Annotated in this window: 11 protein-coding genes; 3 read left to right on the plus strand and 8 right to left on the minus strand. The window is 57.6% G+C overall.

Annotated features, from left to right (window positions below; translation table 11 throughout):
* Nucleotides 1–13: 13 nt before the first annotated feature.
* Nucleotides 14–1,237, minus strand: coding sequence for a plasmid partitioning protein RepA (gene repA, locus Mame_RS24785; protein ID WP_026173912.1), 1,224 nt, complete (start codon nucleotides 1,235–1,237; stop codon nucleotides 14–16).
* Nucleotides 1,238–1,806: 569 nt separating this feature from the next.
* Here repA and Mame_RS24790 point away from each other — a divergent pair.
* The 3 genes from Mame_RS24790 to Mame_RS24795 all read left to right on the plus strand — a co-directional run bounded on the left by Mame_RS24790 (nucleotide 1,807) and on the right by Mame_RS24795 (nucleotide 3,500).
* Complete coding sequence (locus Mame_RS24790) at nucleotides 1,807–2,388, plus strand: L,D-transpeptidase (protein WP_018067304.1); 582 nt, start codon at nucleotides 1,807–1,809, stop codon at nucleotides 2,386–2,388.
* Between the two features lie 19 nt (nucleotides 2,389–2,407).
* Nucleotides 2,408–2,848, plus strand: a complete 441-nt coding sequence (locus Mame_RS26930; RefSeq protein ID WP_155122294.1) for a hypothetical protein — start codon at nucleotides 2,408–2,410, stop codon at nucleotides 2,846–2,848.
* 190 nt (nucleotides 2,849–3,038) lie between these two features.
* Nucleotides 3,039–3,500, plus strand: a complete 462-nt coding sequence (locus tag Mame_RS24795) for a DUF736 domain-containing protein (protein WP_155122295.1) — start codon at nucleotides 3,039–3,041, stop codon at nucleotides 3,498–3,500.
* 62 nt (nucleotides 3,501–3,562) lie between these two features.
* Here the strand turns inward: Mame_RS24795 and Mame_RS24800 are convergent, their stop codons facing one another.
* From Mame_RS24800 to Mame_RS24830, 7 genes are all read right to left on the minus strand, one after another.
* The gene (locus Mame_RS24800) at nucleotides 3,563–4,483 is read right to left on the minus strand and encodes a DUF2493 domain-containing protein (RefSeq protein ID WP_018067307.1); all 921 of its coding nucleotides are present in this window, start codon (nucleotides 4,481–4,483) and stop codon (nucleotides 3,563–3,565) included.
* Nucleotides 4,484–4,758: 275 nt separating this feature from the next.
* Complete coding sequence (locus Mame_RS24805) at nucleotides 4,759–5,805, minus strand: DUF7146 domain-containing protein (RefSeq protein ID WP_018067308.1); 1,047 nt, start codon at nucleotides 5,803–5,805, stop codon at nucleotides 4,759–4,761.
* Complete coding sequence (locus Mame_RS24810; RefSeq protein WP_051085178.1) at nucleotides 5,802–10,160, minus strand: bifunctional class I SAM-dependent methyltransferase/DEAD/DEAH box helicase; 4,359 nt, start codon at nucleotides 10,158–10,160, stop codon at nucleotides 5,802–5,804. Before Mame_RS24810 ends, Mame_RS24805 begins: the two co-directional genes overlap by 4 nt.
* 569 nt (nucleotides 10,161–10,729) lie before the next feature.
* Complete coding sequence (locus tag Mame_RS24815) at nucleotides 10,730–10,960, minus strand: hypothetical protein (protein ID WP_155122296.1); 231 nt, start codon at nucleotides 10,958–10,960, stop codon at nucleotides 10,730–10,732.
* A complete protein-coding gene (locus Mame_RS24820) occupies nucleotides 10,941–11,345 on the minus strand; it encodes a type II toxin-antitoxin system VapC family toxin (RefSeq protein ID WP_018067312.1) in 405 nt (134 codons plus the stop codon). Before Mame_RS24820 ends, Mame_RS24815 begins: the two co-directional genes overlap by 20 nt.
* On the minus strand, nucleotides 11,342–11,602 hold the full coding sequence (locus Mame_RS24825; protein ID WP_018067313.1) for an antitoxin: 261 nt from the start codon (nucleotides 11,600–11,602) through the stop codon (nucleotides 11,342–11,344). The genes Mame_RS24820 and Mame_RS24825 overlap by 4 nt, the downstream gene beginning before the upstream one ends.
* Before the next feature lie 60 nt (nucleotides 11,603–11,662).
* The gene (locus Mame_RS24830) at nucleotides 11,663–12,220 is read right to left on the minus strand and encodes a hypothetical protein (protein ID WP_026173914.1); all 558 of its coding nucleotides are present in this window, start codon (nucleotides 12,218–12,220) and stop codon (nucleotides 11,663–11,665) included.
* Nucleotides 12,221–12,280 lie beyond the last annotated feature (60 nt).

Consider the following 12,280-nt stretch of genomic DNA (forward strand, 5'->3'; position numbering starts at 1 on the left):
GCGAGGGGGGTAGTCATGTGCGCCCCCAAGCCAACTTCATCAGGTCCTCGATCTCGCCGTTCACCATTGTCAATGACTCCATTGCGCGATCGTAGGTCGATCTCGTAAGGTTGCCCGGACCGATTTCATAAAGGGTTTGCTTCGTCAGGCCTGCGTCCGAGATCGCCGCCGATTTCACCATCGGACTGGTCAGGACATGATCGTCGAATAGATTGCGGAGCAGCGCGACCACTTTTGTTTGGGGCGCGTCCTGAGGTTCATAACGGGTGAGCAGATAGCGCACGAAATCAAACTTCAGCGTTCCCCCCGCATCACGCACAACGCCTAAGAGATCGCGCGTCATCAGTAAGAACTGACTCATCGACGATACATCCAGCATTTGCGGATGCACCGTCACAATCATGGAGGTAGCCGCGCACAGGCCGGCAAGTGTCAAGAAACCAAGCTGGGGAGGGCAGTCAATCACCACGACATCGTAATCGTCCGCCACTTCGTCAATTGCACTTGCCACACGCGCGAAAAAAATCGCGCCCGCATCCGACGCACTGCCGTCTGCCAAGACCTTCGGCGTGGTATGCTCGAACTCCATTAGTTCCAAATTACCGGGGACAAGATCGAGGCCATCAAAATATGTATGACGGATCACATCGCGCAGGGGACGACGACCCTCATCATACCGGATTGCTGCGTAGAGCGTCTCGTTGTGCCCCACATGCAGCTCGGGCAGCACGCCGAGCAGGGCGGAAAGACTTGCTTGCGGATCGAGATCGATTGCCAATACTCGATAACCCGCCAATGCTAGATATTGGGCGAGATGTGCCGATGTCGTGGTCTTTCCGCTGCCGCCCTTAAAATTCGTCACGGCAAGCACCTGCAAGTGCTCACCCTCTCGGCGGTGCGGAACAAAGTCGATTGCTTCGCGGCCGCGGGCGTTAGCTGCAAAGATTGCTCGAATTTCGTTGATGTCGGAGAGGGAGTAGAAGCGCCGGCCGTTGCTCGCAGTTTCAGGTAACGGACCGTCACCCGCGAGAGTCATCTTCCGAAGCGTAGAGTCAGACACGCCGATGAGCTTGGCAGCTTCTCCAGACGTGAAACGGCGCAAAGCCTTACTGGCGGTTGGCGGAAACAGAGTTTCGCTGATACTCTGAAGCTGCGACCCCAAAAGCTCAGCATGCGCGCCAATGACATCATCAACGTTTGGTAGTCGCGCTCTGTCAATCTGCGCCGAAGCGTTCACGTTAATCTCTCCAATCACGTTTTTTCCGCAGAAATGCCGAATATCCGTGATGATACCTGCGAAGCGTTTGCGAGCAAGGCGATTTTAGTTAACAAAACCTTAACGCGTCGCCATCCTTCGTCAGCGGAAATCTCCGGAATGCCTTTTAAGTGCATATTTTTCAGTGCTTTATCTTCTTGGCATCGATAGTTTCAGAACGAAAGCGCTCATTTTAAATTTTCGATTTGGTGTGCGCTGACATCAGGGCAAAGCCCCTTAACTCAATGCTTTTTCAGACAGGTCTGCGCGAAATCGGCCCTCTTCTACCGAATCGCTATTCGAAAAAGCTCCACCCAGAAGACCCTCGCGCTGCGTGGAAAGGAGTTTGAGGGTGGGAGCTCAAGGGGTTTTCCTAATATCGTCTGGCCGGCCGCAATGGCCAAGCATTACCGTGGATTTCGCCACCTCATGGCCTGGGCCATCGAAGGCACAGCTTTCATACTTCCCGTCGCCGATGATACCCTCATTAGGATCATGCAGGAAAAGACCATGGCCGCCCGTTTTGCTCAATTAAGTCGATATAGCTGGAAATGCCGAAACCAATTCAGATTACGAGAGCACTGGCGTCCCTATTCATCGTCTTCACGCTGGTCAGCTGTGTCGCTGATCCTCCGAATGAGGTGACTAAATATGCCGGCCTGCAGAAAAGGGGCGGCGGGCCATCGCTGACTAGCTTCAAGACAACAGAACCGCCCGGAACAATCATCGTAGAGCCGGATGTCCACAAGCTCTATCTCGTCCAGGATGACAACACGGCACTGGCCTACAACGTCGCGGTCGGTCGAGAAGGCCATGACTTTTCGGGAAAGGCTGTCATCGGGAGGAAAGCCGAATGGCCGACCTGGACGCCAACAAGCTCAATGATACGCGACCGTCCAAAGGTCAACGCACCTCTAGCTGCGGGACTCCCCGGCAGCGAGACGAATCCGCTCGGCGCTCGTGCCCTATACCTCTACCAGGGCGGCGCCGACACCCTCTATCGCATTCATGGGACCAATGACCCAGCATCCATAGGCAAATCCGTATCCAGCGGTTGCATCCGGCTGCTCAACAGCGATGTCATTGATTTATATGATCGTGTAGGTCAGGGCACGCATGTCATCGTCCGCTAGGACTTATACGAAAGTCTTAGTGAAAACTGTCATCGAAATGTCAGGTTTTGTTGACACCCCGCATCTTAGTCGCTTGACTAAAGGGTGTAAATCACCCCCTGAAATGCATCGAATACGGGAAGACATCATGCCTCAAGTACGCAATTTTCTTCGCTTTACGAATGAAGCAGGCCTTGAGGGTGAAATTCATCAAAACGGTACGCTGTATCATATTACTGGCGAACCTTCAGGACCGTATAGCTTCTATATGTTCGGATACTCACCGCGCGGCCGAAAGGTCGCGATTGGCGGAATTGGAAAGCGCTTCGACGCGAATGGCGATGAATATCTGCACCTACGCGTGTCACTCCCAGATGGCCCGTTCGAAGCAAACTTCACCGAAGATCCACGAGCAGTCGCATTCCTGCCTCTTTCTTCACAAAACATCGTAACTTCGTCTGATACGGCGACCGCGGTTTAAACAATCGCGCGCAAAGTGCTTCCAGCAATAGGGTCGCGACCAATTGGCCGCGGCTTTGTCTCGAAGTCCGCCGCCATCTTTTCCCTTCGCTGTCAATGACCAAGCATCTGCAAGGCAGATGACATCTGTTGAACCGTGCCTCGGCTTCGCCTGCGGCCGCACCACCTCAACAGATGTGTCATGACCGCGAATGAAAAAGCCGTCGGGCGGGCAGCACCCTCCCTCCTTTGCCCCCGGAAAACTTGGTTTTCCAGGGAAAAGGAATGGATGCCTTGCCCATGGCGGACCGTTGAAAACAACGCAATCGACGGAGCAAGAAATGAAGAATATGGAGCGCTTGAACTACGTGCAGTTTGACGCAACGCGGGAAACATTCGAAGGCAATATCGCATCGCTTGAGTTTGACGAAGACATTCGCGGCGTCAAACTTGACAACAACAATGAAGGCTCACCTGCATATCGCGTTTACGGCAAAACCCCGAAAGACCGGGAGGTGGAGATCGGGGCAGTTTGGCGGCGTAAGAACGAACATGGTCAGGAGTACTTTCAGATGTCGGTGCATATGCCAGGACGCACTGTGCGGGCAAATCTTGGCAAGTATCCGGGCGAGATCGACGACAAGCTCATGTCAGTGATCTTCTGGCGCGATTAGACAGCCAAATCCAGGGCCGGCGCTTCGGCGTTGGCCCTTTGCTTCAGGGGATGAAGATCGGCCTAGAAGCCGACCTTCATGAGCGGAATACCTGCCTTGCGTGCCTTGTCGGCCAGGTTCTGGTTGATGCCATTACCAGGCGTGACGATCATCCCCTTGGGCATCATTTCGACAATCTTGTCGTTGCGCTTGAAGGGCGCGGACTTGTTGCGGTGCGCGGTCCAGTCGGGCTTGCAAACCACCTGCGCCACCTTGCGAAGTTCTGCCCATTTGGCGGCGATGAGCTCGGCCCCCTTGGGCGAACCGCCGTGGATCAGAACCATATCCGGGTACTTCTTGTGTGTCTGGTCGAGAGCATGGAAGATGGCCTCGTGGTCCTGATAATCGGCGCCGCCCGTGAACGCGATCTTGGTGCCGGTCGGGCAATAGATTTCCTTCTCTTCGTGGCGCTTCCTGGCGAGATAGTCGCGACTGTCGATAACCGCTGCGGTAAGCCCATTGAACGAGGTCTTTGAACCAGTGCGCGGTAGCCATTCATAGCCGACGCTTACCCTATAGTGGTCCGCAGCAAGATCTCGCATCGCCTCGAAGGCATTGCGCATTTCAGTCAGCGTATCCCCTTCGGCAGCTTTCCTTTCCAGTTCGACGCTGCTGATCTCACTGCCATCCTGCACGGCGATCAAGCTTCGCTGTTCGGCTTCATTGTCATCGAGCTTCTTCTGCGCTCGGGTCAGACGGCGGTGAAACACATTGGCGACGGCCCACAGCACCTCGGACAGTTCGTCTTCCAGCCGGGTGTTGGTGAACATGGTTTCAAGGCTTTCGAATATGCCGGCGACACCGATCTCAACAGTCTCTGCGGTGGGAAGAGGGCGGTAGTCGTGCTCATCGCCGTTCGGGCGGTAGCCAAAGAGGGCGATTTCTTGGAGGAGGTGCGCGGTCGGGCTCTGCGGCTGCTGAACTTCGGTTGTGTAGGCGTTCATCGGTTCGTCCTCTCGTTTTTCTTGCGGTTTGTATGGGGCGATAAAAGAACCGAAAGGGCAGGGCAGACACCCGTAGGGCCGAGCGCAAGCGCTGGACCCCAACCGAAAAGAAAAGGGGAGGGTCCACTGAGGGTGGAAACCGCTTTTGTTGAGAGGGCGGGGTTGTCCTTTGTCCTGTCAGACCGCCTTTGCGGTCGGCTTTCGGTTCATCGCCAAAGCCATACAACCCGCTACGGAAAACGACTTGTCAGGCGAAACTGTGCGTCGGCCAAACGTTATGGCATGCGCAGACCAGCCCATGGTACCGGCCTGGTGATCGCCGCCATGATCTGCCGGTCGAGGTTTTCCCGCAGGACCTGCCTGCCCAACTTGCGCAGATCGTCGTTGAAGTCGTCGAGCGTCGGCACAAGATCGACCACCTCGATGCCTCGCTCTTCGGCCCGGCTGCGCAACTGGCGGCTTGCCAGTTCGCCGGCATCGTCTCTGTCGCGGCCGATGAACAGCCGCGTGCAGCTCAATGGCGGATCGAACAGAGACAGATGCGTTGCCGTCAGGCAAGCGGCCAGCTCCGCGACTGGATACACCGAGCCGATGGACAGCACTGTTTCAATGCCTTCTCCGGCAATGATGTCACCTCCCGCACTGCTTGAGTGAAACCGCACGGCGTTGCCGTAGAGCTGGCCCGAAACCCGCTTGGGTTCGATGATGCGCGCGACAGAGTTGTTTTTCAGATCGAGCCAGGTTCGCGCACATGCCATGACCGCGCCGTCATTATCCGTCACGGCCGCCAGCATGGCAGGCAACTGCCGGGACTGACCGTCCTCATCGCGAAAGAAAACGCGGGGATGATACTTGAGGGCTGGCCCGAAGCGGCTGATATCCCGCCCGCGCAGATAGCGCTCTACGGGCGTATCCTTGAACGGTTTGCCGTAGGAGAAGAGCTTGCGGCCGGATTCGACCTGATCGACATTGGAGGGTGGCTTCTCGTGATCATTCCCGGCTCGGCCAGGATCAGCCGACACCTCCGGCAGATTCAGGAAACGACGGGCTTCCTTGCAGGTTTCGGAAAAACTGCCTGCCCCGACGATACTCTCCAGCAGATCGAGAAGATCACCATATTCATGGGTCGCACGATCGGCCCACTTGCCAGCCCTGCGCGTGCCGGCGTCTCTAAGACGCACGGCCATGGATCTACCGGGGTCACCGTATTTGTTGCCCACCTGCCAATAGTTGCCCGCCCGCCGACCGGCGGGCAGATAGGTACGGCAGAACTGTTCGGTTCGCGCAGCGAGCTGATCGGAAAGTTGGGAGGCAGAAATCATGTCCACCTCTCCCTGACTGCGACGATCTTCGTGCCTTCCAGCACTTTTGCGAGAACGCTTTCGTCGTCCGGAACGAAAAGGCGTGTCTTCCATGCGATGGTCTCCGTATAGCAGCCAAGCGCCTTGAAAGCTTTCAAATCCCCCGGTTTGAAGTCTAGCATCTCGATGCGGTGACGATCCATCACTTTCGACCTCCGAAGCTTGATTTTATTGGACAATGTGAATTGGGCATTGCCAATCAGGAGGGCGTGTAGCACCTCCTCCGGATCAAGCTTGATGGCATCCGAAACGCCGAGTTGAGCTGCGAGATTGACCGCATCGATATGGGTCAACATGCGGCCGAGGACACGCTCTCCGTCCTCGGCAGTGAGGCGGTAGACCTGCGTGTTGGACTGTGGAAGGTGCTGCCAGATCGGCAGCAGAAGGCCGGCCACAATCGTGATCGTCGATGTGTCGAATTGGGGGATGGTCTCGACCTTGGTCGCCCATGCCCTTTCGAACGCAGCACGCTCGACGGGCTTCCAGCTGGAATCCGCCAGAGTCGATCGGTGCATCGCCTTGTTAAACATCGGCTGGATCAACTGCACGCGCCGGATCGGATCGCCCGCTTCGGTGAACCAGGTCGCCGATGGGATAACAATGGCAGCGTCGCCGGTCTTCTTGTCGAGATAGGTTTGGGCGTCAGGCTGACGCTCCAGAAACCGGCGCGCATCGTCGAGCGACATCGGTTTGTTTCGGGTGAGCCTCTCGATCGTCAGGATCTCGGTCTTGCTGTGACCGTGTTCGTAGATCGGCGCGCGCTTTTTGACGGTGAAGCGTTCACCCGTGAGCGTCTCCAGGCCGACCTCATAGGTGCCAGCCTCAATCGCCTCTTCGACGATCCCGTCGAGGATTTGGGTGAATGCTTCAAACACCGTGTTCTGCATAGCAATCGTGAGCGCCAGGCAGCGATTGAGAAACTGGCTGATCGGAGGCAGGGCTTCGCGTAGCGACCCGTCCTGATCGGTCAGCGCCAGACCGGTCACCTCCTCGAACTTCGTCAGCGAGCACGACGGAATCTTGCCGGCATAGAGCTGGCTGAAGAACCGGCGCAATGCAGCGCGGGCGTAGTCGCTCTCTAGATTGTCTTCCGGTCGGAACATATTTTGACCGCCAGTCTGGCGCTGACCTTTGGTGATGGCGCCAAGACTGTCGAGGCGACGTGCGATCGTGGACAGGAACCGCTTCTCGCCTTTCACATTGGTCGCACAGGGGCGGAACAACGGCGGCTGCGCCTGATTTGTGCGGTGTGTCCGCCCGAGCCCCTGGATGGCTGCGTCCGCGCGCCATCCGGCTTCCAGTAGATAGTGAACCCGTTTGCGTGTGTTGGCCGCGGACAGGTCAGCATGATACGAACGACCGGTCCCGCCGGCGTCCGAGAATGCAAGAATCTTCTTGCTGTCGCCCATGAACGCATCGGTTTCGGAGTAGTTCGACGATGCCGGACGGCGCTCCAGTGTCATGCGCCCGTCGCGCGTCTTGACGATCCGGCGCGAGCGTCCGGTGATTTCGGCCACCTGTTCGGTCCCGAAATGGCAAATGATCTGGTCAAGCGCCGACTGAACGGGAGGCAAGGCGCCAAGATGCTCGATCAGCTCATTACGCGCTTCGAGCGCTTCCCGGCTGACAACCGGATTGCCGTTTGCATCGTGAACCGGGCGGGAGCGCAGTTCCCCGTTCTCGTCCTCGAAGGCTTCGAATAGCTGGGTCGGAAAGGAGCTGTTGAGATAGTCCAGCACATATTCGCGGGGCGTCACGTCTACATTGAGGTCGTTCCACTCCGATGGCGGGATTTCCGCGATACGGCGCTCCATCAGCGCCTCGCCGGTCGAAACGATCTGGACGACGGGCGCATGACCATCATCGATGTCCGCCTGGATCGCCCGCAACACCGAAGGGCATTTCATCGCGGTGATCAGATGGTTGAAGAACCGCTGTTTGTTGCCCTCGAACGCCGATCGCGCGGCGCTTTTGGCGCGCGGATTAAGCGTTGCTCCATCCGCCGTGATACCGACGGCTTCCAGCGCCTTCTCAAGGTTCTGGTGAATGATCTGATACGCGTTGGCATAGGCGTCATAGATCTCGGTCTGTGCCTCGGTCAGCTCATGTACGAGCATCTCATACTCGACATCCTTGAACGAAAGCAGGCGAGCCGTATAGAGGCCAAGCGCCTTCAGGTCGCGTGAAATCACCTCCATGGCAGCGATCCCGCCGTCTTCCATGGAGGCGATGAAATCGGCCCGCGTGCTGAACGGAAAGTCGCCGGTCTGCCAGAGGCCGAGCCGCGAGGCATAGGCCAGATTGCTGACCGTTGTGGCCCCGGTTGCCGAAACGTACAGAACCCGAGCGCCGGGGACGGCATTTTGCAACAGAAGTCCCACGCGCCCCTGCTCCGATGGCTTGCGCTCGCCACGCTCGCCCTTGGCGCTGACGGCGTTGGCCATTGCATGGGCCTCGTCGAACGCGATCACGCCGTCGAAGTCATGACCGATCCAATCGAGGATCTGCGCAAGGCGGCTTTTCTTATCCTGCCTGGCCTGGCTGCGAAGCGTGGCATAGGTCACGAACAGAATGCCCGGCTGATCAGGGATCGACCGTCCTTGCGGAAAACTTGAAATCGGAATGATATCGGAGGCCACGCCACCGAGCGCCTGCCAGTCACGCCGGGCATCCTCGATGAGCTTGTCGCTACGCGAGATCCACAGCGCCTTCCGGCGTCCCTTCAACCAGTTGTCGAGAATGACGGCCGCAACCTGTCGGCCCTTGCCGCAACCGGTCCCATCACCGAGAAAGAAACCACACCGGAACCGTGCGTTTTTCAGGACGGTCTTCGCGGCGTTCTCCGGCAGCGCTTCGACCGAAAACGCGCTGACTTCAGCCTTTGCCGGCTGGATCGACGCAAAGTCGTCGACCACATCGTAAGTGCCTTTCAGAAACGTCTCGTGCGCCTCGCCGGCATAGATCACTGTTTCGAGCTGAGGGGCTGACAAGACGCCATCGGCTATCAGCTGCGCTGGAAGGCGGGGCCGATAAGAAGGAAAGGGGGCCTGTACGGATGCCATGGCGGCCGACTGAACCAGTTCGCCGGGATGCGACTTGGCGTGATCGATCGCGATCGTCTGAACCTCGTAGGGCTCATAGATTTCATCCGAGCCCTGACCGACGGCGCTGATGTCGTCGCGGGCCTGATAGGCGACGTCGCAGATCTCGGCGTTATCCAGGGGATGCGCCGCGGATGTTTTAACGGTTGCGCGTGCCTTGGCGCGGATCTGAGCCAAGGCCGGGGCGGCCGGAGCCGGGTGCGGCGCTGTCGACGGAGTTGTCTTCGCCAGCCGGGCAGGGCAGTGCTCGACCACAAGGTCGAGCAGCTCACCCGCGGTTTCGCAGCGCGCAAACGCCCGCGGTTCGACCGACTGTGGCACTTTGTCGAACACGGTCAGGCGCGTTTCGACGGTCGTGCCATGTCGCGCATAGGCTTTGCCCGAAATCGAAGCGGTGAAGACAACTGAAGCCGTTTGCTGCAGGTCGTTGAAGAACGAGCGCCACGAATGCGACTGCGCCGTAAAGGAAGCGCCGGAAATCAACACAAGGCGGCCGCCAGGGCGAAGTCGGGCGAGGGCAGAGCGCAAATGATGCGCGGTCGCGGCCCTGTAACGGCGAGTGACGCCCGGGGCGGCCGAAAATGGCGGGTTCATGAGAATGACCGACGGATCGACCGACGGGTTGAGCCGGTCATGGATTGTGCCGGCATCATGGCGGGTAACGTCTGATCCGGCGAACAGCTCAGTCAGCAAGGCTGCGCGCGTTTGCGAAATCTCGTTGAGATGCAGGTCTGCGCCGGTCATGGCGGCGAAGGTAGCCAAAAGTCCCGTACCGGCCGATGGTTCGAGAACATGGTCGTCGGCGGTGATCGCCGCCGCGTGCGCGGCGGCGAATGCCAGGGGCAGGGGAGTGGAAAATTGCTGAAGGGCCTGAGATTCATCGGAGCGCTTCGTCTGGCTCGGCGACAGGCTGGCGATGGTCTCGATCATCGTCACCAATTGCTGCGGCGTCTTCGTCTGTTTGCGCATGGTGGCGCCGTATTTTTGCAGGAACAGAACCTGGGCGCATTCGGCAGCCTCGTAGGCATGCTTCCACAGCCAGGTTCCGTCTGTATCGGAACCGCCTGAAGCTCGCTCCATGGCGTCTCGCAACGCAGATGACGAGATGCTGGTCCCGCTTTCGAGGATCGGCAACAATATCCTGGCTGCGTTCAAAATGGCGGCGGGATCATCGGTAACGGGGGTTCCGGTCGTAACGGCTTCGACGATGGTCATGGGGATCTCCGGCTTGGTTGACGGTTGAAACCTCCCCTTTCTCTGTCCTGGGAAGGTTCAAACCTTCCCGGTCCCCCTCTTGCTTTTGGCTTCGAAGGCGAACCGCAACATAGAAAAAGCCGCCCGGTTGTTCGGACGGCTTTTGATTTTCGATTGATAGATGCCTATGCGGCGAGAACGCTACGCGCTTCCGTCAGGCAGTCAGCTATTCTGGAAAAGCTCCGGCAGAGCAGAATGGAAACACCATTGGAGATAGAGCTACAAAAAAGGCACCCCACTTTTTGGGAGTGCCTCTTATTTAACGCATCCAAGTAAACAACACCGCGAGCCAAGTAAGGTAAAATTTGCACCCTATCACCAAGCGGCGTTCTTCGCCTGTTGGTTGTCTGGCTTCGATAGCGATCAATACCATCATCTGGCATTATCCCTCTATCTCGTGCGAAGGTCCCTTTTTGTAGTCGGTTTCGCACGCTAGGCCAGCTGTTGAGGTTTGTTAGCCTGTCTCCTGTCCGGTCATGGTGATCCTCAAACACGCTCCGACTATTTCGAATTACTTAGGAGATGGGGTCTCAAGAATCAGATTTCAATATCTTTTCTGGGCGCGCATCTGCATCTTCAAGCGTGTCGCACTCGACGCGCGGGTTCATCGGGATGGGGATGATCTGGATTGTCTTGTCATTGAGGGTTTCGTGGCGCAGCTCAAACATGCCGTGCCCCTTGTGTAGATGCACGACGAAAGCGCCGCCCTCGAACATCGAGGCGGCGCCAAAGAACGGGCTGTCAGTCCAGCCAGTTTTCAACCTGGAGACCGGGCACGCGCAGAAATTCGCGCATATTGGCTGTCACCAGAACAGCATCGACAGCCAAGGCATGGGCTGCAATCAACAGATCATTTGGACCGATCGGCGTACCGGCTGCTTCGAGACCTGCTCTGATGCGGCCGTACCGGGCATGTGCTGGCGCATCCAATGCGAGTATTTGCATGCCGCCAAGAATGGCCTCGACCTGGGCCGTCAGCTTGGCAGATCCCTTGCGTTCGCAGCCATAGCATAGCTCAGCCGCGGTGATGATGCTGACACAGATCGTATCCTGCCCGACATCAGCGATATGGCCGACGACGGCGCCGGCCGGATTACGCGCGAGATTCGACACGATATTCGTGTCGAGCATGTAAAGGCGGCTCAAAGGTCGATTTCCCTTGCTGGCAGCAGGGTCTCATCGACATCGGGAAACTGGTCATCAGGGCCGAGCGGTTTCAGTCGCGCCAGAATGTCCAGAAGATTTTTGTTGGGGGCAGGTTCGATCACAAGCCGGTTTCCCTCCCGGTGTATCAGCACACGGTCGCCAGGCAACTCGAAATCGGCCGGGATACGAACCGCCTGACTTTTATTGTTGCGAAACAGCTTGGCTTCGCGTGCTTCAAATACTTGGGGTTGGGGCATAGAAACCTCCTATCAAAACTTTGTATATACAGATGCATATACTAGATCGGATGCGCGATTTCAAGCATAGTTTGAAGCGTAGCACGGCTTTCCATCCCACAGACGGGCATGAATGAAGGATTCCGGGCTGAAGCCATTATTGGAGATTCTGACGCGCCGGGCAGGACCGATGAAGTGATCTGCATGTGGAACGACATGCTCGGTCAACGGCGCCTCGTTTTCACTCGACGCGTCGAGCGATCCGATCGGCCGGACCTCGGCCATGGATTTGCCGATGACCTTTGTGACCTGCCAGAAATCGACGTTCGTCTGATCATAGCCCCAGGATGCAACGAAGATATGGCCGATCTCGATGCCGGCATTGGACGGCCGATAGCGCGTCCTGCTGGCAAGCATCCTGCGGCGGTCCTGGAAGCCCTCGTCGATCCGCTTCTCGCGCGCTTCCGGACTTTTGAACCAGTAATGCCAGTCGGGGCGGGCACGCTTGCCGACGAACAACTTGGCGCAGGGCCTGCCGCAGTTTTCGAACAGATAGGCGACGGCATCGGATTCCGGATCGGAACGCACGTCAGCACCTTCGGGAATGAAGTCTTCACGTTTCGGTCTGTAAGCTCGCATGGGTTTTGTCTCCGTATCGAACGGCGGAGAAAACAACTTTCTCGCTCTTGTTTTCCGTTC

This window comes from Martelella mediterranea DSM 17316 (genome assembly GCF_002043005.1).
GTDB classification, from domain to species: Bacteria; Pseudomonadota; Alphaproteobacteria; order Rhizobiales; family Rhizobiaceae; genus Martelella; species Martelella mediterranea.

Excerpts from the sequence above, each read along its gene's own strand:
- Mame_RS24805 (WP_018067308.1), bottom strand. The coding sequence starts at position 5,805 with ATGATTTCTGCCTCCCAACTTTCCGATCAGCTCGCTGCGCGAACCGAA.
- Mame_RS24790 (WP_018067304.1), top strand. The coding sequence starts at position 1,807 with ATGCCGAAACCAATTCAGATTACGAGAGCACTGGCGTCCCTATTCATC.
- Mame_RS24795 (WP_155122295.1), top strand. The coding sequence starts at position 3,039 with ATGAAAAAGCCGTCGGGCGGGCAGCACCCTCCCTCCTTTGCCCCCGGA.
- Mame_RS24800 (WP_018067307.1), bottom strand. The coding sequence starts at position 4,483 with ATGAACGCCTACACAACCGAAGTTCAGCAGCCGCAGAGCCCGACCGCG.
- Mame_RS24810 (WP_051085178.1), bottom strand. The coding sequence starts at position 10,160 with ATGACCATCGTCGAAGCCGTTACGACCGGAACCCCCGTTACCGATGAT.
- Mame_RS24830 (WP_026173914.1), bottom strand. The coding sequence starts at position 12,220 with ATGCGAGCTTACAGACCGAAACGTGAAGACTTCATTCCCGAAGGTGCT.
- Mame_RS24825 (WP_018067313.1), bottom strand. The coding sequence starts at position 11,602 with ATGCCCCAACCCCAAGTATTTGAAGCACGCGAAGCCAAGCTGTTTCGC.